Here is a 23,114-nt window from a genome sequence, read left to right as displayed (position 1 = left end):
GCTCTCCAGTTTGCCGCCGGACATCTTCATCGCGGCCCGTTCGCTTAGTAGATGTCCTGCTCGGCCAGATATCTGACAAACAACAGCGTCAGGCTCTCGCGTCGGGATTTATCAGGCCAGACGGCGTAAATCCCAAGTGGGCGCAATGTCCAATCGGGCAGAAGACGTACCAGTGCGCCTGTCGCTTCGCCCCGTTCAGCCAGGAATGACGGCAAGATCGTTACGCCGACATCCTGGATCGCGAGATGATACAGCGCATCGATGCTGTCGACCTCGATCTGAGAATGTCCGGTGACGCTCTCTTCCTTGCCCTTGGGGCTGGTGAGGGTCGTTGTGTCGGACCTGTTCTTGTAGCGGATCCAGTCCCAGTCTTCGAGATCCCCTGGCCGCTGAGGTGCTGCTCTGCTGGCTGCATAGCCAGCGCCGGCGACGAGCACGCGTTGGCCGTCTCCCAGCTTACGCGACATCATAGAACTATCGTCGAGCCAGCCGACGCGCACGTTCATGTCAAAGCCGTCGTCGACCAGACCGAGCCGACTGTCGCTGTAGACAACCGAAAAGGCGACGTTGGGGTGTAGCTTGGTGAATGAGGCGATTGCGGAGGTCAGGGGGCCACCGGACAGGAAGGCGGGCAGCGAAATGCGCAATGCGCCCACGGGCTCGAGCGAGAGCGCGTTCAATTCGTTCAAGCCGGCTTCGGCGCTGCGCAACATCTCCACGACGCGGCTATGGAACATACGGCCCTCGTTGGTCAGGGCAATCTTGCGGGTCGTGCGGTTTAGCAGCGTTACACCAAGATAGTGCTCCAGATCCGAGACCGTTTCGCTGACCCGCGACGGGGACAAGCCGATGTCTTTCGCTGCGGCCCGAAACGAGCCTTCGTCGACGACCCGCGCAAAAATTGCCATTTGCCTCAGCTGATCAATCATTGTTCTGCCTGGCCAACCATTGCATCCTGAAACCCGTCAATATCCGAATTATTTGCCTTCGGCCAGAGTGAAGCTCGGGACACTTCCATCCGAGGCCCCATGCGGGCCCGGAGTGAGTACGCCCCTACTGCGGTCACTGGTGAAGCGCTCAGGCGGTTTGCGGCCTTGGGCGCAGGTACCAGTACCAGATACGGTAAGCCTCCAGCAGTCCGAGCGGTACGAAGTGGACCAGCGCCGGACCAAGACCGCCCCAGTCGTGCAGTGCGCCCCAGTGCAACAGGGTCAGCACCGCCGCGGCATAGGTCGTGCGTTGAAGCGTCTTCCAGGTCCGGCCCATCCTGCGAACGAAATAATCCGACGAGGTAATGGCCAAGGGCACAAAGATCAGGAAGGCGATCCAGCCGGTCCAGATGTAGAGCTTGGGCAGATCGGCCACGATCTTCGGTACGGCGCCAAGGTCGATCAGATAGAGGACCGTGTGCGCCAGCGCATAGGCAAAGGCCGCGACGCCGAAGTAACGGCGGTTCTTCCTGAGCCAGTTGGGGCCGCGCCAGCCCTTGAAGACCAGGGCCAGCGGCGAGGCCAGCATGGCGATGATCATGAAGCGTGCCGCAAATTCACCGGTGGGATGCAGCCCCTCATGAATGGCCGTCCGCGTGGTCTCGGCGTCTGTTGCGCCAAGAATGCTTGCGAGGATCGCGACGCCCGGCAGCGCCATCAGCGCCCAGAGCCAGTAAGGAGAGAATCGTGACAGCATGTCTGTCGCCTTTCGAATAAGGGTCGGCCGGGCGGCCGGATCGTTGTTTCTGCCGCTACACGCCGCGGTGCAGCGTGTGCGTCTTGGTCAGGCGCGCAAGGTTGCGAAATAGTCCTCCCAGGCCTGGTGCGGACGTCCTGCTGCGGCCTCGAAGTCGCTCGGACGGTCCATTGCCCCGCACCGTATGCCTTCGTATATGCCGGCGATGATCGTTCCCATCATGTCGCCAAGCTCGGCAACCCTGTCCGCGTGGTATTCTTCCACCGAGAGGGACCGATAGGTCAGATGGGTGTCGAAGGCCGTGTTCAAATGGGTCGCCAGTTCTGCCTGGGTCAGCAACGGGCCATGCAGATTGTAGGTTTGGCCATTGTGCCGATCATCCAGCAGCATACTGGCGTAGGCTTCGGCCAATTCCGGGCGGGTTGTGTATCCGCAGCGGCCCTCGGCCGCCGAGTTTTCGATGCAGCCGGAGCGAACATAATTGTCGACATAGGCGACATCCGGCTCAATGTAGATGCCGTTGCGGCCGAGCGTCCATTCCATGCCACTGGCCCTGAGATCAGCCTCGGTCTGACGGTTGCTCTGGATCACCGGCGAAAAGGCCGTGCCCGTTTCGGCGCCTTGCATACTCGTGTACACGACGCGCCTGACACCTGCCTCCTTGGCCGCCGCAATCGCGGATTGGTGTTGGCCTGTGCGGATGCTGGGCGGTGTGTTCAACGACACCATCATAAGCGTGTCGACGCCTGACAGGGCCCGAACCATCGCCTCCCTGTCGGTATAGTCCCCTTGCCTGACTTCGATCCCCTCAATCCGAACCTTGTCGGGAGACCGGGCAAGGCCGATGATTGGAGTTCCGGTCTGGCGGGCCATCAGGCTGCGCGCGATGGTGGACCCTAGTTGGCCCGATACTGCCGCAACGGCGATTGTCATGTCGGGATCCTCCGGTGGGGTGAACTTGCCGTCACGCCGGTTTGCGCCAGACGAGCACAATGGAAATCGCGCCCAAGACAGCGAAGAGCAGTCCCGCGATTGCCGCGATACGCACATCTGCGCCGCCCACCAGACCCATCAGGATGGCGTCGTGGCCGTTCATGAACATCATGCCAAAACCGCCGATCATCACCAAGTGGCGAACCCCCGTAAATGCGCCAATCAGCGCGATGATGATGACCGTCATCTGGCGACCCAGGAAGGCGCCCGCCGTCTGCCCAAGCGACAGAGCTGGACCGGCCAGATTGATCAACCCGGGGTTCGAGGTCGGGTTGCCATAGGCCATCAGGGTGGCCCCCAGCATGATCAAGGCCATCAGGCCGATCAGAACCCGGGATATGAGGTAGGGTTTTTTGAGCATTGTTGAGTGCCTCAAGATCGAGAGGGCCGGCGTTTTCCCCGGTGCCTCTGATTGTCGATTACGCGGTGTGATAGGCTTTGCTGAGTGCGAAGCTGTCCTCGAACCAGTGCCAGAGCACCACTTGCCCGTCGCGGACCTTGGCACGCAAAGCGAAGCTGAAGTCCCCGATTGCCTTGCCGGAATGGGTGGTGATGCCGTTCATGGCGCCGAAGACCGCGACAGTGTCACCCGAGGCAAAGGCATCGGTGTTTTCCCACTTGGTTGTCTGAAGCCCTGCGCCGAAGACGCCGAGGAAATCAAAGATTGCCTCTTTGCCTTGAATGCCACCGTGGACCCATGGGATGGTCGTGTCGCCCTCATTGTGCCAGACCATGTCATCGGCCATCAGCGCATTCATCTTCTCCATGTCGCCCGATCCCATCGCGCCCATGAAGCCCATGACGGTGTCAAAGCTTGTCTTTGTCTGTTGGTCCATGTCCTGTGCTCCAGCATGTTGTCCAAGGATGATCGCGAGCGATGCGCCCAGCGAAGTGGTCAAAAGAGTTCTGCGATTCATTGTCTGCTCCTGTGGCGCGCGCTGCGGCGTTGGCCCGCAACGGCTGTTTCGGTCGAAATGTCCCGGCTTCGGTGCGGCGGGTCGTGACAGTCGCAGCTGATCCCGGGATGTGGTTGCGTTTCAAATCGTCTCCAATTTGTTGGCCATGGGCATGCTCCCTCTGACACGGTCCAGGGAGGACGCGCGCTGGGGCATGGCTTGGGGCGATCAGGGGACAGATGGCCGGGTTCAGGCCTCCGCGCCCTCGAACGTCCATGTCAGTTCCGGGTTCTCGCGAAAGGCAAACCGGTCCAGATGGCCGGACATAACCTCAATGGTCTTGTCGAGCTGCGGTCGGTCGCTAGCGGTGGCGATCAGCATCAGTCCCGCCTCATCTGTGCGCAGGTCGCACTGTCCGAATGGCAGTTCGATCCGGCCGGAAGCCGTTTCATGGGTTACCGGCACCTTGTGACCGAAATGCTTGCAAAGCGTGCCCAGATAGCGCTGGGCATTTTCCGTGGTGAAGTAAGTGCTCGCCTTCATGGTCGTGTTCTCTCGTGTCGCCAGGAATATCTATCCGTGCCGCACTGTTCCGGGTATCCATCTTTTTCGGAAATAACAGTTCGGCTAGGCAGAACAATCTGCGTGCGTACGCGCGCATGGTTTCTGTCTCCCGAGGGTGACGGAGACTAAAGTGTGACCGGCGCGGGCCTGTGCGATCAGGGACGGGATACTGTCGTATTCCCAATGGTCAGTGAAATGTCGATCAGGTCGACCGTTGCCTCGGCATCCGTCGGCGGGCGGGTGAGGGCCGCGGTGGCGGCCCTGCGGCCGACCTCCATGAGCGGTACTTCGATGGTCGTCAGTCTGGTCGAGAGAGAATGGGGCAGCGCTGTGCCGTTGAAACCATTGACCGAGACGGCTTGGGGAACGGTAATCGACGCCTCGCTCAGGAAGCGCAGGCCGCCAATCGCCATGGCGTCATTGAGGTAGTGGATGGCTTGCGGGGGCTCGCCTTGCTCAAGCAGTCTTTTGGTTAGTTCGTATCCGCTTTCCGCCGTCCGCGACAGGTGAGCGTCCGTCAGGCACTGCAAGGTCGCATTGGCTGTCGACAGCGCGTCCGAATATCCATCCAGCCGGCAGGCCGCACAGAGATCCCGGTTGAGTTGCGCTCCGATATAGGCGCAACGGGTGAGGCCTGCCTGGAGGAAGACCCGGGCCGCCAACTGGCCTGCTGTCCGATGGGACAGGCCGACCGTCGCGTCGAGATCCGGATGGTCGCCGTCCCAGAGATGCACGGCGCGGATGCCGGAGCGGCGCAGTAGACGTATTGTGCGCTCGTCACGCGCCAGCCCTCCCGTGAGGATCAACGCGGCCGGTTTCATCGTCAGCATCATGTGCACGATACGCAACTCGATCTCGGGATCGAAAAAGCTCTCACCGATGAAGGCCGTATAGCCCCGACCGTTCAGAACCTCGTTTATTCCGGCCAGCACGCCGGTATACACCTGGTCACCAATGGAGGGGATGACGATGCCGATCAGGGAACTCGTCTGTGACGAGAGCGAGCCTGCCAGCCGGTTGGGTACATAACCCAGTTCTTCGGCGATCTGCGTGACGCGGGCACGCGTCTCTGTCGCAATGCGCCCCGTTCCACGCAGGACCTTCGAGACTGTCATGCTGCTGACGCCTGCGGCTTTGGCCACATCGGCGATTGTGATCGTGCGAGGGAAATGTGGGGCTTGACTCATGGCAATGTTATCGATACCAAATTGGGTTAACGATAACCCAATGATGGGTTCAACGCAACGAGTCTTCGGGGAGGAGGATTTCATGCGACGTCTGATCCGGGCAATCTGGTCGATGATCGACATCCTGATGGCTGTCATCCTCGCGGCCATGATCGCTCTCGTCTTTGCCAATGTGGTCCTGCGCTACGGCTTTTCGTCGGGCATACGTCAATCCGTCGAGTTGGCCCGACTGTGGTTCGTCTGGGTCGTCATGCTGGGAGCCGCGGTGGTCTTGCGCCGTGGCGAGCATCTCGCCGTCGCCGAATTCTCCGAATCCCTGATGCCAAGGGCGGTGCCGATCTTGCGCCGCATTTGCTGGGTCGTGGTGCTCGTCGCTGTCGGAATGCTGTTCATCGGTGCGCTCAATCAGACGATCGCGAACTGGAACAACCTGTCTCCGCTCACGGGCCTTCCGTCCGGCCTCTTTTATCTCGCTGGCGTCGTTTCGGCCGTTCTGATGGCCTCGATCGCCGTTGTTCGTTTCATCGATCCGATGAGCGTTGATGCCCGCCTTCCGGAGGATACCAAGGAATGACACTCATCCTGTTCCTCGGCGTTTTGTTTGTCGCAATCCTTGCCGGTCTTCCCGTCGCCTTTGCCCTCCTGCTTTCTGCCATGGCACTCATGCTGCATCTGGGCACGTTCAGCCCGGATATCCTGGCGCAGGGGCTGATCAACGGCGTGGACAGCTTTCCGCTGCTTGCCATCCCCTTCTTCCTCGTGGCTGGCGAAGTCATGTCCAAGGGTGGGCTTTCGGAGCGGATCGTCCGGCTCGCCATGACGCTTGTCGGCCACAAGCGCGGCGGCCTCGGCTACGTCGCCATCCTGACCGCGATCGTTCTGGCCGGGCTATCCGGCTCGGCCGTCGCGGATGCCGCGGCCCTGGTTGCGATCCTCTATCCCATGATGCGCAAGGCCGGCTATCCGGAAGGCCGCAGTCTGGGATTGCTGGCCTCGGGCGGGATCATCGCGCCGATCATTCCACCATCCTTGCCGCTGATCCTCATCGGCGTTGCCGGCAATATCTCCATTGCCAAGCTGTTCATGGCCGGCATCGCGCCAGGGATGATGATGGGCGTAACGCTCATGGCGGTCTGGTCCTTCATCATGCGCAAGGAGCAGATCGAGACACTGCCGAAGGCGAGTGGCAAGGAACGGCTTGCAGCCCTGAAAGATGGTATCTGGGCGCTGCTCCTGCCGGTCATCATCATCGGTGGCATACGCTCCGGCGCCTTCACGCCGACCGAAGCCGCAGTGGTGGCCGCTGTCTATGCGATTGTTGTTTCAACAGTTGTCTATCGTGCGCTCACCTGGAAGATCCTGCTCGAAGTGCTGGTCACGGCCGGGCGTTCGACCGCCATGGTCATGTTCCTCGTGGGTGCGGCCATGGTCGCCGCCTGGCTGATCACGGTTGCCCAACTGCCGCAACAGCTGGCTGTAATGCTCCAGCCCCTCATCGACAGTCCGCGCCTTCTGATGCTGGTCATCATGCTGATCGTGCTCGCGGTCGGCATGGTGATGGACCTGTCTCCAACCGTTCTGATCCTCGTGCCGCTGTTTATGCCGGTGGTGAAGATGGCGGGCATCGATCCGGTCTATTTCGGACTGATGTTCATCCTCAACTGCTCGATCGGACTGCTGACACCCCCGGTCGGTACGGTGCTCAATGTCATCTGCGGGGTCGGACGCGTGCCAATGAGCGTGGCGGTGCGCGGCGTGATGCCATTTCTCTTCGCCTATGCCACGCTGCTCGGCCTATTCATCATCTTTCCACAACTCATCACCGTTCCCGCCAAATTCCTTGGCGGGTGAGACTTCACAACAGGGAGGAGCCTGACATGAAAATCTTGAAAATGCTTGGACTGGCAACCGCAATCGCCTTCACCGGCGTTTCGGCTCATGCCGAGACAGAACTGAAACTTGCCCATGCCGCCCCCGATACCGATCTGCAACAGACCCTTTCCGTCTTCTTCAAGGAGCAGGTCGAGGCCCGCACGAACGGATCGGTCAAGGTGACGATCTTCCCGCAGGGGCAGCTCGGCAACGACCAGGCAATGATCGACGGTGCCCGTTCCGGCATCATCGACATCGTCATGACCGGTCTCAACAACCTGACCGGCCTGGTGCCGGATGCCGGCGCCTTCGAACTGCCCTTCATGTTCCCCAGCCGTGAGCTTGCCTACAAGGTTCTCGACGGCGAGGTCGGGCAGGGAGTATCCGCCCAGTTCACCCAGCACGGTCTGAAGATGCTCGGCTATCCGGAAAACGGCTACCGCAACATGACCAACAATCGGGGTCCGATCCGCGTGCCGGCCGATGTTTCCGGGCTCAACATGCGCGTCAACAACTCCAAGGCCCTGAACGACATGTTCTCGGCCCTCGGCGCCAATCCGACACAGCTGCCGGTCGCCGAACTCTACACCGCACTCGAGACCGGTGTGGTCGATGCACAGGATCATCCGATCGGCATCGTCCTGTCGTTCAAGTTCAATGAAGTGCAGAAGTATCTGAGCATGACGCAGCATGCTTACTCCGCGCTCGCGCTCGCCATCAACGACGCCAAGTTCAACGGCCTGACTGCCGACGAGCAGAAGGTGGTCCTCGATGTGGCTGCCGAGGCTGTCGCCATGCAGCGCAAGCTGGCGCAGGAGAAAGAGGCGTCGATGATCGCTGAGCTGCAGGCCGCCGGCATGGAGGTCAACACGGATGTCGACGCTGCCGCCTTCCAGGCCGCGGTCAAGTCGGTCTGGGATGGCTATACCGCTGCGAATGGCGACACTGTCGTCAACGCGGTGCTTGCCACCCAGAAGTGAAGCCTTGAATGCAAATGAAAGGGGCGCGGTCAACGCGCCCCTTTTTTGTATGGGATCAAGGGCTCGACAGGCGACGCATCAGAATGGGTTCAAGGGCGATGGTCGCGGGATCTGTCTGCCTGCCATCGAGCACTTCGAGGATGAGATCGGCGGCGCGTTTGCCGATCTCGCGCGGCTGGGGGTTGATCGTGGTCAGCGACGGCACGCAGATCCCGGCGATCTCGTAGTCGCCAAAACCGGCGACGGCCATCTGCCCGGGCACATCGATGCCGCGCCTCTGGCATTCCGTCAGGGCGCCAAAGGCGGATAGGTCGGATACGCAGATGACGGCCTGTGTGTCCGGAAGCGTGTCGTGCAATCGGCCCATGGCATCGGCGCCCTCTCTCATGGAGATCGGCGGTGTTCCCGCTGCGATCAGCCGGTCGGCGTCCAGGCCGTGGGCCTGCATGGCCGCGATGAAGCCGGCGCGGCGATCGGTGCCGCGGGTGTCGCGATCGGCATCGCCGCCGATGAAGGCAATCCTTGTGATCTTGGCTGACACGAAGTGGTCGACCATGGTGCGAACTGCGGCTGCGTTGGAGAAGCCGACGACATGGCCGACAGGATCGTCGGGCAGATCCCAGGTCTCGATGACAGGGATGCCTGCATTTTCCAGCAGACGCCGGGTGCGCGGCGTGTGGCGGCCGCCGGTGACGACGATCGCTTCCGGGCGGCGGCGGAGCAACTGCTCGACCAGCCGTTCTTCTTCCTGAATGTCGTAATCGGTGTAGCCGAGCAGGATCTGCAGGCCGCGTTCCTTCAGCCCGTCCGACAAACCCCTTACGGTATCGGCGAAGTTCGCATTGTTGATCGACGGGATCGTGACGGCGACAAAATCCGTGCGCTGTGAACGCAGGTTCGAGGCGGTGCTGTCGAAGACATAGCCAAGGTTATCGGCTGCTTCCAGGATCGCGCTGCGTGTCGCATCGCTTACCGAGGAGTCACGCTTGAACGCTCGGCTGACCGTCATGGGCGAGACGCCCGCGAGGCGGGCGACATCGGCCATGGTCGGTGCTTTGCGGGGCGTGCTCATACCACTTTGTTATCGTTATCTCTGGTGAAAATCCAGTCTCGCCGACAAGGCCTCACACGGGTTCGTATTCGTGCGCCGTTGTGACGTGATGATGGATCTTTCCGGTAAAAAATCGTGCCAGTACGGACTCGGTCGCGGCTCTTGCCTCGCTGCGAATGGGACTTGCAAGGGCAGCGTCAACGCTCGGCAGATCGGGATAGCTGATGGCGAGGATCATGGGATATTCCGGTGCGCCTTCATCGCGGCTTTCCGCAAAGGTGACGCGGACAGAAAGAGCGCCGGGGAAGGCCCGCCATTTCGGCAGGATCTCGGCGAGCACGGCGGCGCGAAACGCCTCGGACTGACCTTCGTTAATCTGGCCATCGAAAAGTGCGTAGCGGGTGATCATGGGGCAAGCTCCTTGTTGGGTCCCTTGAAATATTCCATCAGTGCGGCCTGGTCTTCGCCGCCGAGGCCGGCGGCCGTCAGCATGCGGTGGACTTCGGCGCAGATCGCGGTGAGCGGCATCGAGGTGTTGCTCAGTCTTGCCAGGTCCTGGGCGGCATTCAGGTCCTTGACCATGTTATCGATGCGGCCGGTGCGGCGATAATCCCTGGTGGCGAAACGCGGCATGTATTCCTGCAGCAGCGCGCTGTCGGCCCGGCCACCTTTCAGCGCCTGCGGGATCTTCTCGACATCGACACCAGCTGCTTCGGCGAGGGCGGTTGCCTCCGCGACTGCAAGGAAGCCAAGGCCGCAGAGGACCTGGTTGATCATCTTGGTGGTCTGCCCGGCACCCGGGCCACCCATGTGGGTCTGGTTGCCAGCAAGCTTCGACAGGATGCCCTGCGTTTGCTCCACATCGCCTTGCGCGCCGCCCTGCATCAGGGTGAGCTGGCCGATCGCTGCCTTAGGGATTCCGCCGGAGAGCGGGCTGTCCACCCAGCGCAAGCCATGGGTCGCGCCTTCCGTTGCGAGCGCCTTGGTGGTCTCGGGGTCTATCGACGACATGTCGATGATCAGCGTGCCCGGCTTGGCGCCGTCCGCAACGCCCTGTGGCCCGAAGACGGCGGCGCGGACGATGGCCGCGGAATTGAGCGAGAGGATCACGGCCTTGGCCTGGCTTGCGGCCTCAGCAGCGGACGAGGCCGCCACAGCCCCTTTTGCAACGAGCGCGGCAATCTTTTCCGGATCGCGATCGTAGACAATCAGATCCGTTCCTGTTTCGGCGAGGCGTGCGCCGATTGCGCCGCCCATGGCGCCGGCACCGATCAGGGCGATTTTGTCAGTCATTGCGGCTTCCTCCGAGCGTGGACAGGACCTGTCCGACGATGGCTTCCATTGGTTGTTCAATCGCCACTTCGATTGCCTCGTCGGACCCCGGTCGTTCCAAGGTGGCGAACTGGCTGTCGAGCAGTGACAAGGGCATGTAGTGGCCGGCGCGTGATGCCATGCGGGATGCGATGAGGTCGCGGTCTCCTGCGAGATGGACGAATGTGACGTCTCCCCCGGCGCCCGCACGGATCCGGTCACGATAGGCCCGTCGAAGCGCCGAGCATCCGATGATAAGCGGCGCCTCGTTCCTCAAGGTTTCGGCAATCCGGTCGAGCCAGGGCCAGCGATCGTCATCGGCAAGCGGTGTTCCCGAGCTCATCTTTCGAACCGCTTCGGCGCTGTGGAGGTCGTCGCCGTCCTGGTAGGGAATGTCGAGTTGTTCGGACAAGGCCGCGCCAACGGTCGACTTGCCGCAACCCGCGACACCCATGATGACGAGGCGCAAGCTCATAGCGATGCCGTGATCCCGCCGTCGACATAGAGGATATGTCCGTTGACGAAGCTGGACGCGTCGGAGGCGAGGAAGACGCAGGCGCCCTGCAATTCCTCGACCTTGCCCCAGCGGCCGGCCGGTGTGCGTTTTTCCAGCCAGGCCGAGAATGTCGGGTCTGCAACCAGGGCCGCATTCAGCGGCGTGTCGAAATAACCGGGCGCAATCGCGTTGCAGTTCAGGCCGTATTTTGCCCAATCGGTGGCCATGCCCTTGGTCAGGTTGCCGACCGCACCCTTGGTGGCGGTGTAGGGGGCAATGGAGGGGCGGGCGAGGGCAGTCTGGACGCTTGCGATGTTGATGATCTTGCCGCGTCCGCGGGCGATCATGTGGCGGGCGACAGCCTGTCCGACATGAAAGACGCTGGCGATGTTGGTCTGCAGCAGGCGCTCGAAAGCATCTGCGGGGAAGTCTTCAAGCGGCGCACGATGCTGCATGCCGGCATTGTTGACCAGGATGTCGATCGCCTTGCCGGACGTCTCGTAGACATCAACGGCAGCGCGCACGGCCTCATGGTCGGTCGCGTCGAATGCCAGCGTGTCAGCGCCCTCGATCCGGGCGGCCGCATCTTTCAGTTTCGCCGCGTCACGCCCGTTCAGGATGATGTCGGCGCCAGCCGCCCGCAGGCCTTCTGCCAGCGCAAAGCCGATCCCTTGCGAAGATCCCGTGATCAGGGCGCGTTTGCCCTTCAGGTCGAACAGGTTCAGTGCCACGCCTTACTCCTTCTGTTTTCGCTCTCGACAAGCGGTGTTTGATTTGTATATGTTATCGATAACAATCGAAAGTCAAGCATTCTTGGGGAGACACCATGACCAAGCCCGACATTCTTCAGATGGGACCCTATCCGGACTGGGACCAGGTTCCGCTGGAGCAAAACTTCCACATGCACCGCTATTTCGAGGCCACAGACAAAGCAGGCTTTCTGGCCGAAGTCGGTCCGAAAATCCGCGGTATTGCAACCCGCGGCGAACTCGGTGCGAATGCTGCCATCATTGCGGCCTGCCCCAATCTCGAAGTCATTTCGGTCTATGGCGTCGGCTTTGATGCTGTCGATCTGACTGTCTGCCGCGAGCGCGGGATCCGGGTGACGAACACGCCCGACGTGTTGACCAACGACGTCGCCGATCTCGGGGTCGCAATGATGCTCGTCCAGTCGCGCGGGATGATCGGCGCCGAGACCTGGGTCAAGGACGGGTCCTGGGCGGCGAAGGGCCTCTATCCGCTGAAGCGCAGGGTCTGGGGACGCAGGGCAGGGGTGCTCGGTCTCGGGCGGATCGGCTATGAGGTTGCCAAACGTCTCGCCGGTTTCGACATGGAGATCGCCTATAGCGATGTTTCAGCCAAGGATTTTGCCGGGGATTGGGAATTTATCGCCGACCCCGTGGCACTGGCTGCCCGCTCCGACTTCCTCTTTGTCACACTGGCGGCCTCCGCTGTGACCCGGCACATCGTCGGGCGAGACGTGATCGAGGCGCTGGGGCCAGAGGGTATGCTGATCAATATCAGCCGCGCCTCCAACATCGATGAGGACGCTCTGCTCGATGCTCTCGAGGCGGGTAAACTCGGGTCTGCTGCGCTCGATGTCTTCGAGGGCGAGCCCAACCTCAATCCACGCTTTCTCACCTTGCCGAACGTACTGCTTCAGCCGCATCATGCCAGCGGTACGTTGGAAACGCGCCAGGCCATGGGCAAGCTCGTCCGTGACAATCTCACCGCGCATTTCGCCGGTGAAACCCTCCTTACTCCGGTGCTCTGATGAAAGCCATTGTCATTCATGCCGCCCGTGATCTGCGGATTGAAGATCGTCCGGTTGAAGAAGCCCAGGCAGGCCAGTTGCGACTGAGCCTGGCGACGGGCGGAATCTGCGGCTCCGACCTGCACTACTTCAATCACGGCGGTTTCGGGGCTGTGCGTCTGCGCGAGCCCATGATCCTCGGACACGAGGTTTCGGCCAGGGTCGAGGCGATCGGTCCCGGCGTTTCGGGTTTTAAAATCGGACAGCTCGTCGCCGTTTCTCCCTCGCGGCCCTGCGGTCACTGCCGGTTTTGTGCAGAAGGCCTGCAGAACCAGTGCCTGAACATGCGCTTTTATGGCAGTGCCATGCCGTTCCCCCACATCCAGGGCGCTTTCCGAGAAAGCCTGGTGGCAGACGCCTATCAATGCGTCGATGCCACGGGCCTTTCCTCGGGCGAAGCTGCCATGGCCGAGCCGCTGGCCGTCACCCTGCATGCCACAACACGGGCGGGCAGTCTCTTCGGCAAGCGGGTTCTCGTCACCGGTTGCGGACCGATTGGCGTGCTCTCGATCCTTTCGGCGCGTCGGGCCGGTGCGGCAGAGATTGTCGCGACCGATCTTTCCGATTTCACTCTGGCGCTGGCGGCCAAGGTCGGGGCTGACAGGGTGATCAACACGGCGAAGGAGCCGGACGCTCTGTCTTCCTATGCGGAGGACAAGGGCACCTTCGATGTGCTCTACGAATGCACGGGTGTAGCAGCAGCCCTTGCCGGCGCCATTCCTGCCCTGAGGCCGCGTGGGATTATCCTCCAGCTTGGCCTGGGTGGCGACATGACACTGCCGATGATGGCGATCACGGCCAAGGAACTCGAACTGCGTGGCTCCTTTCGCTTTCATCAGGAGTTTGCGACCGGTGTGGAACTGATGCGCAAGGGGCTCATCGACGTGAAGCCGCTGATCACACATACTGTATCGCTGGCCGAGGCCGAGAAGGGCTTCCTGCTCGCCTCGGACCGGAGCCAGGCGATGAAGGCGCAGATCGACTTTTCGGCCTGAGTGCCCGGATCGTCCAGGGAGGATTTCATCCATGTCGTTTTTCGAAGTCATCGATCCGGTGTTTGCGACCTATGTGCTCGGCAATGCACCGCTAAAGCGGCTGGCGACGGGGTTCGACTGGACGGAAGGGCCGGTGTGGTTCGGCGATGCCGGCTGCCTCCTGTTCTCCGACATTCCCAACAACCGGGTCGTTCGCTGGAGCGAGGATGGCGTGACCACCTATCGCCAGCCTTCGAACTACGCCAACGGTCACACCCGGGATCTACAGGGGCGGCTCGTCAGTTGCGAACATGGAACGCGCCGGGTGACCCGCACGGAATGGGACGGGTCGCTTACCGTTATCGCCGACAGCTTTAAGGGCAAGCGACTCAACAGTCCGAACGACGTCATTGTTGCGCCTGACGGATCGATCTGGTTCAGCGATCCGCACTACGGGATCATGACGGATTACGAGGGGGCCAAGGCGGAGCAGGAACTGCCCTGCTCGGTCTACCGGGTCTCGCCGAACGGCAGGATCGAGGCCGTCATTACCGACATGCAGGGGCCGAACGGTCTCGCCTTCAGTCCGGACGGCAGCCTTCTCTATGTTGCGGATACAGGCCGGATGTTCTCCTCCGATCCACAACATATCCGGGTCTTCGACATGGTCGATGGCCGGCCGGTGAATGGCCGGCACTTTCACGCAGTCACGCCCGGCTGCGCCGATGGCATGCGGGTCGACAGCGACGGTAACCTGTGGTCGTCTGCAGCCGACGGCGTTCACTGCATCGCGCCTGACGGGCATCTCATGGGCAAGATCCTGGTTCCGGAAGTGGTGTCGAATATCTGCTTTGGCGGGCGCTCCAAGCATCGCCTGTTCATTACGGCGACCACGAGCCTCTACTCGGTCGTGCTCAATCGACGCGGCATCCAGACACCGTAAAGCCTGCTATTGCCTCAAACTGTTTCGCCCGGGACGAGCCGCGTCGGAACGAAGGTGATGGTCTGCACCGGCTCGCCCTTCAGCTTCGCCACCAGCGCCTCTGCCGCGGCCTTGCCGATGCCGGTCGTCGGCACGACGGTTGTGGTCAGGCGCTTCTGAAGGATCGAGGCCGCTTCCATGCCGCCCCAGCCGGCAATGCCGATGTGCTCGGGTACGCTCAGACCACGCGACTGGCAGAAGGCGAGCCCGCCGATCGCCATTTCGTCATTGTGGAAATAGACCACGTCGAAGTCGTTCTTTCGGCTGAGCAGGGTCTCAAGGCCGTAGTAGCCGGCATAAAAGCCCGGCGCGTCGTGCAGCATTTCAGCATCCACCAGCGGATGGCCGGCACGAGCGAGGGCGTCACGAAACCCTTCGAACCGTGCCTGTCCCATCACATCGGAGCGGGCGAGTGCGCCGACATAGCCGGCCTTGCGACGGCCACGCGCCAAGAGATGCCTGGCCATTTCGGCGCCACAGTCGGCGTGTGAGAAGCCGACAGCCATGTCGATCGGGCTCGTGGTCAGATCCCAGATTTCGACGACAGGCATGGCCGCGCTGCGCAAGAGTTCGATCGTCCCCGGCGTGTGGTGGCGACCCGAGAGAATGAGACCTGCCGGGCGCCAGCTGACGACCTGCCGGATCCAGGCTTCTTCTTCCGACATCGAGTGATCGTTGGCACCAATGATCAACTGGTAGCCGAGGCGGCCCAGGGCCCTGTCCACACCATCGAGCACATGGCCGAACAGGCCGGATGTCAGGCGCGGGACGCACATGCCGACGAGCGTTTCGGCCTGATCCGAGCCGAAAGCGGCGGCCAATCGGTTAGGCACGTAACCCAGCCGCTCGGCGATCTCCATGACCTTTTGCCGTGTCTGATCGGAAAAGCCGGATCCATCGCGGAGCACGCGGCTGACCGTCATCTTCGAGACGCCCGCGGCGCGGGCGATATCCTCGAGATTGGCCTTCACGTGAGCTTCTCCGCCGGAAAATGATGAGCGGCGCAATTCATGTTATCGATAACTTTCTTCTTGACTCGGCATTTGATGGCGATAGGTTAGTTACGTTACCGGTAAACCTGACGCAAGATCTGGATCCGGCTCGGGAGGAGATACATCATGCAACCGTCCGCAGACGGCCTGCTCTTCGATCGCATCGTGAAATCCTTTGGTGGCACACAGGCCCTAAAGGGTGTTTCACTGAAGGTCGAGCGCGGCGAAATCGTCGCCCTGCTCGGTGAGAACGGAGCCGGCAAATCGACGCTGATCAAAGTCCTTGGCGGCATTCACCGCCCCGACGAGGGCGGCGTGTTTATCGACGGTACGCCGTATGCGCACGAGGCCGGCAAGGCCGGTGGCCAGAGAGTGGCCTTCATCCACCAGGACCTTGGTCTGATCGAGTGGATGAGCGTTGCCGAGAACATCGCGCTTTCGCTCGGCTACGTGAAGAAAGGCCGTCGGATCGACTGGACTGCGACGGAAGCTTTGGCTGACAAGGCGCTTTCGCTTGTCGAGGCCGACTTTTCGGCGACCGCGCGCGTCTCCGGTCTGACCCGAACACAGAAGTCTCTGGTCGCCATCGCCCGGGCATTGGCTGCCGATTGCGATTACCTCGTTCTTGACGAACCGACCGCCAGCCTTCCGGCAGACGAAGTGGAACGGCTGTTCGCGGCCCTGCGTCCGCTGAAGGCGCGCGGCGTCGGCATGATCTATGTCAGTCACAGACTGGACGAGATCTTTCGGATCGCCGACCGGGTCGCCGTTCTGCGCGATGGCCAGATGGTCGGAATGCGCGACATTGAACATACGACACCAGAGGAGCTGGTTGGGCTCATCGTCGGCAGAAAGGCCCGCGAAATTGCCCGGCCCGCCATTCTCGAGGGGCCGTCCATCCTGAAAGTCTCTGGTCTGGCGACGAATGCCGTCGGTCCTGTCAGCTTCGAGATAAGGCGTGGGGAACTTCTCGGTCTTGCGGGACTTCGCGGCGCCGGTCACGAGGACGTTGGTCGGGCCCTCTTCGGCCTCATCCCGCATGCGGGAAAGATCACGCTGAACGGTGTCGCACCTGACCTGAAAGACGCGGGCGCTGCCATGCGCTCCGGGATCGGTCTCGTCGCGCGCGATCGCGTCGCCGAGAGTGTCGCGCCGGGGCTCACCATCCGGGAGAATGCGTTTCTCAACCCGTCCGCCACCGGCCGGCGGCTGCTGAGCCTCTTGTCACCCAAGGCAGAAGACGCTCTCGCTGAAGAGCTCGGTCGTCGCGTGGGACTGTCGCCGAATGACCCGACACTTGCGATCGAGGCGCTTTCGGGCGGCAATCAGCAAAAGGTCGTGGTGGGGCGCTGGCTCGATTCCGAGCGTCGCCTGCTGATCGCGGAAGACCCGACCGCCGGCGTCGACGTGGGAGCCAAGGCTGAAATCTACCACCTTCTCTACCAGGCTCTCGCAAGCGGCATGGGCGTCCTCGTGGTGTCCACCGATTTCGAGGAGACCGCCAATATCTGCCATCGCGCGATCGTCTTCAGTCGTGGCCTGCCCGTGGCCGAACTGAGTGGCGTCGAATTGTCAACCGAATCCCTGATCCAGGCCGCATCGGCCGGTGAAGCCGCCTGAGGACCGCCATGCCCGGTATCCAATCCAACGCCGTCGAACCCACAAAGGACGAATTGCGGGGCCTTTCGCCCGGCCGCAAGCTCGTGCGCCTCGCGCCCACCTATGGGCTCGTTATTCTGATGTTCGGCCTGATCCTGCTGTTCTCGATCCTGTTGCCGACAACCTTCCCGACCATGCTGAATGTCAGGGCCATCCTTTCCGACAAGGCGATCATCGCGCTTCTGTCGCTCGCGGCCATGATCCCCATGGTCGCCGGACGCATCGATCTCACAGTCGGATACGGCATCGTTCTCTGGCATATCCTGGCGATCAGCCTGCAGACGCTGTACGGATTTCCGTGGCCGGTCGCGGTGGCCATCGTGCTCGTGCTCGGCGTGCTGATCGGCGCACTCAATGGCTTGCTGGTGGAAGTCGCACGGATCGACAGCTTCATCGCGACGCTCGGGACCGGGACGGTTCTTTATGCCGTCGCGCTCTGGCATACTGGTGGCCGCCAGATGGTCGGCGCCCTGCCGGATGCCTTTTACGCGATCAACGGCACCTTCGTGTTCGGCCTACCGATCACCGCAATCTACGTCCTGATCATCACCTTCGTGCTCTGGATCGCGCTCGAATACACGCCGGTCGGCCGCTATCTCTATGCAATCGGTGCCAACCAGCGGGCGGCCGAGCTCAACGGCATTCCGACGCGCAAATTCGTCATCGGCGCCTTTGTCATATCAGGTCTGATGACCGCTCTCGCAGGGGTGTTGCTCGCCTCGAAGCTCAGAATAGGACAGGCCTCGGTCGGTCTTGAATTCCTGCTGCCGGCACTTGTCGGCGCCTTCCTCGGCTCCACCACCATTAAACCCGGACGGGTCAATGTCTGGGGCACCATCGTCGGCGTCATGATCCTCGCCGTCGGTATTTCCGGCATCCAGCAGTTTGGCGGGAGCTTCTGGGTGGAGCCGCTGTTCAACGGCACAACCCTTTTGATCGCCATCGGGATCGCCGGTTACGCGCAAAGAAAGAAAGGCGCGAAGTCGAAATAACTGCATTCAGCTACTTTGGGAGGAAACCATGCTGAAGAGTGCCCTAGCCGTTTCAATTCTGGCGCTGACGGCCGCCATGCCTGCCCATGCCGACGCGATTTCGGACGCGATGGCAGAGGTCCAGAAATATGCCGGCGAAAAGACCGCCTGGGATGGTCCGACCAGCGGCCCGACCGCTGCCTCGGCCAAGAAGGTCGTCGTGCTCGCTGCCGACATGAAGAATGGCGGCATTCTCGGCGTTACCAATGGCATCGAGGAGGCTGCTGCCAAGATCGGTTGGGATGTGACCGTTCTCGATGGCGCAGGATCCGTCCAGAGCCGTGCCGGGGCCTTCGGCCAGGCGCTTGCCCTGAAACCCGATGGTATCATCATCAACGGCTTTGACGCGGTCGAACAGCAGGCAGCCCTCAAGCAGGCCTGCGATGCGGGCATCCCGATGGTGAGCTGGCATGCCGGTCCGGTCATCGGCCCGGATCCGGCCAACTGCCTCTTCGCCAATGTCTCCACCGACGCCATGGAAGTCTCGGCCGCCGCCGGAAAATGGGCCTTTGCGGATGCGGGCGGCAAGCCGGGTGTCGTGATCTTCACCGACTCGACCTATGCGATCGCCATCGCCAAGGCCGACAAGATCAAGGAGACAATCGAGAAGCTCGGCGGCACCGTGCTCGAATATGTCGATACGCCGATTGCCGACACGTCCAACCGCATGCCGACGCTGACCACTTCGCTTCTGCAGAAGTATGGTGCCGGCTGGACGCATGCGCTCGCGATCAACGACATCTACTTCGACTTCATGGGGCCGAGCCTGGCTGCGGCCGGCATTCCCGGTGATGGCGCGCCGAAGGCTGTCGCTGCCGGTGACGGGTCGGAGTCCGCCTATCAGCGTATCCGGTCCGACCAATATCAGGCCGTGACGGTCGCCGAGCCTCTCAACCTGCAGGGCTGGCAGTTGATCGACGAGTTGAACCGCGCCGTCAGCAAGGTAGAGTGGTCGGGTTACACCTCGCCGCTGCATGTCGTCACCAAGGCGAACATCAGCTCCGACGGTGGTGACAAGAACATCTTCGATCCCGGTAACGGTTACCGTGATCAGTATGCCAAGATCTGGGGCAAATAAGAATTTGCTCTTCGCGGCCGGCACAAGCTCCTCCGTGCCGGCCGCGACCAGTTGAAAATCTGATCAGGGAAACAGATGCATGAGCAGCTTCTTCGAGCCTTCGGCGCTACTCACGGACAAGGGCGTGCTCGTCATGCTGCAGGCCGCGATCGACACGGCCTCCAGGATAGGGCAGCCGCAATGCATCGTCATTGTCGATCAGAGCGGTGTCGTGCTCGGGTCCTTCCGCATGAAGGGTGCCCGTTTTCTGTCGCTGAAAAGTGCGCTGGCCAAGGCCCGAACGGCCGCGTCCATCAATGCGCCGTCGACCGCCATTCCTGAACATGCGCGCGTGCTCATTTCAGGTGCAACCCAAGGCGAAGTGACAGGGCTCAAGGGCGGCCTGCCGATCCGCTTTGGCGGAGTTCTTGTCGGTGGTGTCGGGATCGGTTCCGGCAGCGGCGACCAGGATGAGGAGGTCGCGCGCGCAGCCCTCGATGCCATCGGCGCGGATCCCGTTTCCAGCAACTGAAGACAATTTTTGGCGAACCTGTTGATCAGGACTTGGCCACATGGGGGATGCGCCTTAGCGAGCATCAGGATGCCGGAAGTTGGTCGTTTGACGTGCGGTGGGCGCACTTCTGCCGTCAGGCATCCCTTTCCCAGTACCAGGCAACGTATTGCCGCCGTCGATCTCGCTTTCGGTCAGCCAGGTGACGCTTGATCGTGCGAGTGTCCGCTTTCTCAGCCGCGAACCAGACAAAGGTGTTTTCGTCTACGGTATCGATCGCGGCCTTCACCCGGTCCACCAGACGGTTGCTGCCATGAGGGGCATAGGATGATCGGTGGAGCCACACGACCTCCACGAGACCCGGACCAAACATTGGTTGCTCCTCGCCGGCATTCTCGACTTCGATGATCGCTTTCATCGTCACCCCTGGCGGCGCTTCCTCGACCATGCGCAGGATGGCGGGAAGCGCGCTTTCGTCCCCGGCGAAGATGATGTCCTGCGCTTCCGGCAAACCGCCGCCGCCAGGGCCCATGATCGCTATCTGCTCGCCGGGCATTGCATCGCGTGCAAAGTCCGCGCCGGGCGTGGTTATGCCTTCGGCCGGATGCTGCAGGATGTCGATGCAGACATGGTTTGCTTGCGGGTCGACGGAGCGGATCGTGTAGAGCCTGACGACCAATTCGTCCTCGCCCTCGGGCCAGCCTATCCGGCCATTCTCCTGGAGGTTCGGCCAGACCGGCGCACGGCCCCTTGGCGGCACCAGCAACCGGACATGCATATTGCCGCCGATGAAAGGCGACACATCCGCAAGAGACAGGGTGACGCGTCGCATGCGAGGGGTCACGTCATGCGCTGACACGACCGTTGCCTCGACGAAACCGGGTGGCCTCACCTTCGGCGCGGGCTTGGACCATTCGAGCGAGAAAGGATCCTCGCCCGCGAAATAGAAGAGGTGCTCGGCGAACATGGTGCGGGTCGTCGCCAGCGCTTCGTCGGAACTGGTGCTGATCTCGATTGCCAGATGGTGGTCCACGGTTGCGATGTCGATCGTCCAGTCCTTCGATTTGAGGGTGGCGATGCCGTTTTTCTGAACGACGTCCGAGTGCTCGACGAAATGTTCGCAGATCTCGTCGAGCATGACGCTGACATCGGCGGGGCGTGCGATGCCTGAAAGACGGGAGGGCTGAAAATCGGTCATGATCGTACCTGACGATTGGAAACGGGGGGCTGTTGCATGTGGTGGCGTCCGATGGGAAGCATCATCGGTCTGTCCGAGGTCGGGTCGGTGAGGATTTTGCTTTCGAGACCAAAGACGTGGCGCACCATGTCCTCGGTCAGCACGAACAGAGGGTCCCCCGTCCGGAACGGCTTGCCGTCGAGCATGGCGACGAGATGGTCCGCGTACCGGGCCGCAAGGTTCAGGTCGTGCAGGACCATGACGATGGTCGTGCCGCGGGAGCGATTGAGATCCGTCAGCAGGTCGAGCACGTCAATCTGATGGCTGATGTCGAGGAAGGTCGTGGGTTCATCGAGCAGCAGGATTTCGGTTTCCTGCGCCAGTGCCATGGCGATCCATGCCCGCTGCCGCTGGCCGCCGGACAGTTCGTCCACCGGACGCTCTGCAAGGTCTGTGGTCTGGGTGGCCTCCAGCGCGTCTGCAATGGCTTTGTCGTCAACCTTGGTCCATGAGGCAAAAAGACCGTGATGCGGGTGTCGGCCCCGACTCACCAGATCCATGACCGTGATGCCTTCCGGCGCAATGGGGGACTGCGGAAGCAGGCCGAGCCGCCGGGCCAGTTCACGGGTCGGGAGCCGGTGGATCGCCCGGCCATCGAGCAGGACTTCGCCGCTCTGGGGCTTGATCAGCCGCGACAGGGCCTTGAGCAGAGTGGACTTGCCACAGGCATTGGCGCCGACGATCGCGGAGATCCGGCCTGAGGGAATGACGAGGTCCAGGTCCTGCAGCACCCGGTTTTCACCATAGCCGGCCGAAATCGATTGCGCCTCGAGGCGGGAACCGGTCATTGCGTGCCTCCACGGCGGTTGTTCCGGATTATCAGGGTGATGAGATAGGGCGCGCCGAGCGCGCCGGTGACGACACCGACCGGGTAGCGGCCAGGAAGCAGAAACTGGCCGACGAAGTCTCCGATCAGAACCAGCAAGGCGCCGACCAGGCCGGCCGGCAGGAGGATGGAACTGCGCCGCCCGAACATGCCGGTGGCGATCGGGCCCGCGAGAAACGCAACGAAGGCGATCGGCCCGGTGACCGCGGTGGCCATGGCGATCACTCCCACCGCTGATATCATCACGATCAGACGCGTGGCTGGAACATCCACCCCGAGAGCCGTCGCCGTCTCGTCACCCGTTCGCATGGCTTCGAGGTCACGCGCCTTTGAGAGGATGAGCGCACCGAAGACAATAAGGGATGCCATCACCGGGACGCTCTGCTCGAGCTTTGCCCCATTGAGGCTACCGGTCAGCCAGCGCATGGCTTCCTGGAGGGTGAAGGCGGGTGCGCGGGAAAGCGTATAGGCAATCATGCTTTCCAGCATGGCTGAAACGCCAATCCCGACGAGGATGAGGCGCGCGCCGGCCACGCCGTTTTTGGCCGAGAGTCCATAGACCACAAGCGCGACCGCCAGGCCGGCGCCCACCGCGAGCACGGAGACGGCCGGGCCGCTCAGCGATAGTGTCACGATGGCGAAGACTGCCGCGGCACTGGCTCCCGACGTAATGCCGATAATGTCGGGGCTGGCGAGCGGGTTGCGCAGCATGGTCTGGAAGGCTGCGCCGCCCAGCCCAAAGCTGATGCCAGCGCCGATCGCGAGGACAGCCCGTGGCAGACGCAACTGGCCGACAGTGAAATCGGCTCCGGGAACACTCTCACCTGTCAGCACGCGAATGACCTCGTCGAGGGGCGTGAAGGTCTGGCCTGCCATCAACGTCAGCAGAAATCCGAGCGCCAGCAGAACGAGCATGAGTGCCAGCAGTGTATGGCAACGTCGGGATTGACGGCCTCGGCTCGATGCAATCATCGCAGCCGTCAGCGGAGGGATCCG

General features: G+C 62.0%; 26 protein-coding genes. 10 read left to right on the top strand and 16 right to left on the bottom strand.

Features of this window, described 5'->3' with window-relative positions; translation table 11 throughout:
• Positions 1–44: 44 nt before the first annotated feature.
• From LJE98_RS09260 to LJE98_RS09230, 7 genes are all read right to left on the bottom strand, one after another.
• The gene (locus LJE98_RS09260; RefSeq protein WP_229574871.1) at positions 45–929 is read right to left on the bottom strand and encodes a LysR family transcriptional regulator; all 885 of its coding nucleotides are present in this window, start codon (positions 927–929) and stop codon (positions 45–47) included.
• Positions 930–1,077: 148 nt separating this feature from the next.
• Positions 1,078–1,686 (bottom strand): sulfite oxidase heme-binding subunit YedZ, encoded by a 609-nt coding sequence (locus tag LJE98_RS09255; protein WP_229574870.1) that lies wholly within the window; start codon positions 1,684–1,686, stop codon positions 1,078–1,080.
• Between the two features lie 87 nt (positions 1,687–1,773).
• Positions 1,774–2,619 (bottom strand): NAD(P)H-binding protein, encoded by an 846-nt coding sequence (locus tag LJE98_RS09250; RefSeq protein ID WP_229574869.1) that lies wholly within the window; start codon positions 2,617–2,619, stop codon positions 1,774–1,776.
• A gap of 31 nt (positions 2,620–2,650) precedes the next feature.
• Positions 2,651–3,040 carry a hypothetical protein gene (locus LJE98_RS09245; RefSeq protein ID WP_229574868.1) on the bottom strand — a complete coding sequence of 130 codons (390 nt, stop codon included), beginning with the start codon at positions 3,038–3,040 and terminating at the stop codon, positions 2,651–2,653.
• Between the two features lie 58 nt (positions 3,041–3,098).
• Entirely contained in the window at positions 3,099–3,596 is a 498-nt protein-coding gene (locus tag LJE98_RS09240) for a nuclear transport factor 2 family protein (RefSeq protein WP_229574866.1), read from the bottom strand.
• A gap of 228 nt (positions 3,597–3,824) precedes the next feature.
• A complete protein-coding gene (locus tag LJE98_RS09235) occupies positions 3,825–4,118 on the bottom strand; it encodes a DUF2218 domain-containing protein (RefSeq protein WP_229574865.1) in 294 nt (97 codons plus the stop codon).
• 176 nt (positions 4,119–4,294) lie between these two features.
• Positions 4,295–5,326, bottom strand: a complete 1,032-nt coding sequence (locus tag LJE98_RS09230; RefSeq protein ID WP_267498973.1) for a LacI family DNA-binding transcriptional regulator — start codon at positions 5,324–5,326, stop codon at positions 4,295–4,297.
• Positions 5,327–5,408: 82 nt separating this feature from the next.
• Here LJE98_RS09230 and LJE98_RS09225 point away from each other — a divergent pair, with 82 nt between their 5' ends.
• Genes LJE98_RS09225 through LJE98_RS09215 form a run of 3 tightly spaced genes read left to right on the top strand, consistent with a single transcriptional unit; the run spans position 5,409 to position 8,178 of the window.
• On the top strand, positions 5,409–5,900 hold the full coding sequence (locus LJE98_RS09225; RefSeq protein WP_229574862.1) for a TRAP transporter small permease: 492 nt from the start codon (positions 5,409–5,411) through the stop codon (positions 5,898–5,900).
• On the top strand, positions 5,897–7,177 hold the full coding sequence (locus LJE98_RS09220) for a TRAP transporter large permease subunit (RefSeq protein ID WP_229574861.1): 1,281 nt from the start codon (positions 5,897–5,899) through the stop codon (positions 7,175–7,177). Before LJE98_RS09225 ends, LJE98_RS09220 begins: the two co-directional genes overlap by 4 nt.
• Positions 7,178–7,203: 26 nt before the next feature.
• The gene (locus tag LJE98_RS09215) at positions 7,204–8,178 is read left to right on the top strand and encodes a DctP family TRAP transporter solute-binding subunit (protein ID WP_229574860.1); all 975 of its coding nucleotides are present in this window, start codon (positions 7,204–7,206) and stop codon (positions 8,176–8,178) included.
• A gap of 55 nt (positions 8,179–8,233) precedes the next feature.
• Here the strand turns inward: LJE98_RS09215 and LJE98_RS09210 are convergent, their stop codons facing one another.
• Genes LJE98_RS09210 through LJE98_RS09190 form a run of 5 tightly spaced genes read right to left on the bottom strand, consistent with a single transcriptional unit; the run spans position 8,234 to position 11,767 of the window.
• The gene (locus LJE98_RS09210; RefSeq protein ID WP_229574859.1) at positions 8,234–9,250 is read right to left on the bottom strand and encodes a LacI family DNA-binding transcriptional regulator; all 1,017 of its coding nucleotides are present in this window, start codon (positions 9,248–9,250) and stop codon (positions 8,234–8,236) included.
• A gap of 52 nt (positions 9,251–9,302) precedes the next feature.
• Complete coding sequence (locus tag LJE98_RS09205; RefSeq protein WP_229574858.1) at positions 9,303–9,638, bottom strand: hypothetical protein; 336 nt, start codon at positions 9,636–9,638, stop codon at positions 9,303–9,305.
• Complete coding sequence (locus LJE98_RS09200) at positions 9,635–10,522, bottom strand: NAD(P)-dependent oxidoreductase (protein WP_229574857.1); 888 nt, start codon at positions 10,520–10,522, stop codon at positions 9,635–9,637. Before LJE98_RS09200 ends, LJE98_RS09205 begins: the two co-directional genes overlap by 4 nt.
• Entirely contained in the window at positions 10,515–11,015 is a 501-nt protein-coding gene (locus LJE98_RS09195; RefSeq protein ID WP_229574855.1) for a gluconokinase, read from the bottom strand. The genes LJE98_RS09200 and LJE98_RS09195 overlap by 8 nt, the downstream gene beginning before the upstream one ends.
• A complete protein-coding gene (locus LJE98_RS09190) occupies positions 11,012–11,767 on the bottom strand; it encodes an SDR family oxidoreductase (RefSeq protein ID WP_229574854.1) in 756 nt (251 codons plus the stop codon). The genes LJE98_RS09195 and LJE98_RS09190 overlap by 4 nt, the downstream gene beginning before the upstream one ends.
• 95 nt (positions 11,768–11,862) lie before the next feature.
• Here LJE98_RS09190 and LJE98_RS09185 point away from each other — a divergent pair, with 95 nt between their 5' ends.
• From LJE98_RS09185 to LJE98_RS09175, 3 genes are read left to right on the top strand one after another with little or no spacing between them, the layout of a single operon-like run.
• Entirely contained in the window at positions 11,863–12,810 is a 948-nt protein-coding gene (locus LJE98_RS09185) for a 2-hydroxyacid dehydrogenase (protein WP_229574853.1), read from the top strand.
• Positions 12,810–13,844 carry an L-idonate 5-dehydrogenase gene (locus LJE98_RS09180; RefSeq protein ID WP_229574852.1) on the top strand — a complete coding sequence of 345 codons (1,035 nt, stop codon included), beginning with the start codon at positions 12,810–12,812 and terminating at the stop codon, positions 13,842–13,844. Before LJE98_RS09185 ends, LJE98_RS09180 begins: the two co-directional genes overlap by 1 nt.
• A gap of 31 nt (positions 13,845–13,875) precedes the next feature.
• Positions 13,876–14,766 (top strand): SMP-30/gluconolactonase/LRE family protein, encoded by an 891-nt coding sequence (locus LJE98_RS09175; protein ID WP_229574851.1) that lies wholly within the window; start codon positions 13,876–13,878, stop codon positions 14,764–14,766.
• A 14-nt stretch (positions 14,767–14,780) separates the two neighbouring features.
• Here LJE98_RS09175 and LJE98_RS09170 read toward each other — a convergent pair whose 3' ends face one another.
• A complete protein-coding gene (locus LJE98_RS09170; protein WP_229574850.1) occupies positions 14,781–15,776 on the bottom strand; it encodes a LacI family DNA-binding transcriptional regulator in 996 nt (331 codons plus the stop codon).
• A gap of 147 nt (positions 15,777–15,923) precedes the next feature.
• Between LJE98_RS09170 and LJE98_RS09165 the strand changes: the two genes are divergently transcribed.
• The 4 genes from LJE98_RS09165 (at position 15,924) to LJE98_RS09150 (ending at position 20,076) form a co-directional block, all read left to right on the top strand.
• Positions 15,924–17,417: a sugar ABC transporter ATP-binding protein gene (locus LJE98_RS09165; protein WP_229574848.1), complete on the top strand. Its 1,494-nt coding sequence runs from the start codon at positions 15,924–15,926 to the stop codon at positions 17,415–17,417.
• An 8-nt stretch (positions 17,418–17,425) separates the two neighbouring features.
• Positions 17,426–18,448, top strand: coding sequence for an ABC transporter permease (locus tag LJE98_RS09160; RefSeq protein ID WP_229574847.1), 1,023 nt, complete (start codon positions 17,426–17,428; stop codon positions 18,446–18,448).
• Between the two features lie 28 nt (positions 18,449–18,476).
• The gene (locus LJE98_RS09155; RefSeq protein WP_229574846.1) at positions 18,477–19,565 is read left to right on the top strand and encodes a substrate-binding domain-containing protein; all 1,089 of its coding nucleotides are present in this window, start codon (positions 18,477–18,479) and stop codon (positions 19,563–19,565) included.
• A gap of 79 nt (positions 19,566–19,644) precedes the next feature.
• Positions 19,645–20,076: a GlcG/HbpS family heme-binding protein gene (locus LJE98_RS09150; protein ID WP_229574845.1), complete on the top strand. Its 432-nt coding sequence runs from the start codon at positions 19,645–19,647 to the stop codon at positions 20,074–20,076.
• Between the two features lie 115 nt (positions 20,077–20,191).
• Here the strand turns inward: LJE98_RS09150 and LJE98_RS09145 are convergent, their stop codons facing one another.
• The 3 genes from LJE98_RS09145 to LJE98_RS09135 are packed head-to-tail and all read right to left on the bottom strand — an operon-like array spanning position 20,192 to position 23,090.
• On the bottom strand, positions 20,192–21,253 hold the full coding sequence (locus LJE98_RS09145; protein ID WP_229574844.1) for a DUF2218 domain-containing protein: 1,062 nt from the start codon (positions 21,251–21,253) through the stop codon (positions 20,192–20,194).
• Positions 21,250–22,080 carry an ABC transporter ATP-binding protein gene (locus tag LJE98_RS09140; protein WP_229574843.1) on the bottom strand — a complete coding sequence of 277 codons (831 nt, stop codon included), beginning with the start codon at positions 22,078–22,080 and terminating at the stop codon, positions 21,250–21,252. The genes LJE98_RS09145 and LJE98_RS09140 overlap by 4 nt, the downstream gene beginning before the upstream one ends.
• Positions 22,077–23,090, bottom strand: coding sequence for a FecCD family ABC transporter permease (locus tag LJE98_RS09135; protein ID WP_229574967.1), 1,014 nt, complete (start codon positions 23,088–23,090; stop codon positions 22,077–22,079). The genes LJE98_RS09140 and LJE98_RS09135 overlap by 4 nt, the downstream gene beginning before the upstream one ends.
• Between the last annotated feature and the right edge of the window lie 24 nt (positions 23,091–23,114).

The organism is Rhizobium sp. 'Codium 1' (assembly GCF_020889605.1).
GTDB classification, from domain to species: domain Bacteria; phylum Pseudomonadota; class Alphaproteobacteria; order Rhizobiales; family Rhizobiaceae; genus Allorhizobium; species Allorhizobium algae.
Note: the sequence above shows the minus strand (reverse complement) of the source record. Positions and strands in the feature narration are given on the sequence as shown.

Bases quoted from the DNA above. Each gene is read 5' to 3' on its own strand.
- LJE98_RS09260 (WP_229574871.1), bottom strand. From the start codon at position 929: ATGATTGATCAGCTGAGGCAAATGGCAATTTTTGCGCGGGTCGTCGAC.
- LJE98_RS09255 (WP_229574870.1), bottom strand. From the start codon at position 1,686: ATGCTGTCACGATTCTCTCCTTACTGGCTCTGGGCGCTGATGGCGCTG.
- LJE98_RS09250 (WP_229574869.1), bottom strand. From the start codon at position 2,619: ATGACAATCGCCGTTGCGGCAGTATCGGGCCAACTAGGGTCCACCATC.
- LJE98_RS09245 (WP_229574868.1), bottom strand. From the start codon at position 3,040: ATGCTCAAAAAACCCTACCTCATATCCCGGGTTCTGATCGGCCTGATG.
- LJE98_RS09240 (WP_229574866.1), bottom strand. From the start codon at position 3,596: ATGAATCGCAGAACTCTTTTGACCACTTCGCTGGGCGCATCGCTCGCG.
- LJE98_RS09235 (WP_229574865.1), bottom strand. From the start codon at position 4,118: ATGAAGGCGAGCACTTACTTCACCACGGAAAATGCCCAGCGCTATCTG.
- LJE98_RS09230 (WP_267498973.1), bottom strand. From the start codon at position 5,326: ATGAGTCAAGCCCCACATTTCCCTCGCACGATCACAATCGCCGATGTG.
- LJE98_RS09225 (WP_229574862.1), top strand. From the start codon at position 5,409: ATGCGACGTCTGATCCGGGCAATCTGGTCGATGATCGACATCCTGATG.
- LJE98_RS09220 (WP_229574861.1), top strand. From the start codon at position 5,897: ATGACACTCATCCTGTTCCTCGGCGTTTTGTTTGTCGCAATCCTTGCC.
- LJE98_RS09215 (WP_229574860.1), top strand. From the start codon at position 7,204: ATGAAAATCTTGAAAATGCTTGGACTGGCAACCGCAATCGCCTTCACC.
- LJE98_RS09210 (WP_229574859.1), bottom strand. From the start codon at position 9,250: ATGAGCACGCCCCGCAAAGCACCGACCATGGCCGATGTCGCCCGCCTC.
- LJE98_RS09205 (WP_229574858.1), bottom strand. From the start codon at position 9,638: ATGATCACCCGCTACGCACTTTTCGATGGCCAGATTAACGAAGGTCAG.
- LJE98_RS09200 (WP_229574857.1), bottom strand. From the start codon at position 10,522: ATGACTGACAAAATCGCCCTGATCGGTGCCGGCGCCATGGGCGGCGCA.
- LJE98_RS09195 (WP_229574855.1), bottom strand. From the start codon at position 11,015: ATGAGCTTGCGCCTCGTCATCATGGGTGTCGCGGGTTGCGGCAAGTCG.
- LJE98_RS09185 (WP_229574853.1), top strand. From the start codon at position 11,863: ATGACCAAGCCCGACATTCTTCAGATGGGACCCTATCCGGACTGGGAC.
- LJE98_RS09180 (WP_229574852.1), top strand. From the start codon at position 12,810: ATGAAAGCCATTGTCATTCATGCCGCCCGTGATCTGCGGATTGAAGAT.
- LJE98_RS09175 (WP_229574851.1), top strand. From the start codon at position 13,876: ATGTCGTTTTTCGAAGTCATCGATCCGGTGTTTGCGACCTATGTGCTC.
- LJE98_RS09165 (WP_229574848.1), top strand. From the start codon at position 15,924: ATGCAACCGTCCGCAGACGGCCTGCTCTTCGATCGCATCGTGAAATCC.
- LJE98_RS09160 (WP_229574847.1), top strand. From the start codon at position 17,426: ATGCCCGGTATCCAATCCAACGCCGTCGAACCCACAAAGGACGAATTG.
- LJE98_RS09155 (WP_229574846.1), top strand. From the start codon at position 18,477: ATGCTGAAGAGTGCCCTAGCCGTTTCAATTCTGGCGCTGACGGCCGCC.
- LJE98_RS09150 (WP_229574845.1), top strand. From the start codon at position 19,645: ATGAGCAGCTTCTTCGAGCCTTCGGCGCTACTCACGGACAAGGGCGTG.
- LJE98_RS09145 (WP_229574844.1), bottom strand. From the start codon at position 21,253: ATGACCGATTTTCAGCCCTCCCGTCTTTCAGGCATCGCACGCCCCGCC.
- LJE98_RS09140 (WP_229574843.1), bottom strand. From the start codon at position 22,080: ATGACCGGTTCCCGCCTCGAGGCGCAATCGATTTCGGCCGGCTATGGT.
- LJE98_RS09135 (WP_229574967.1), bottom strand. From the start codon at position 23,090: ATGATTGCATCGAGCCGAGGCCGTCAATCCCGACGTTGCCATACACTG.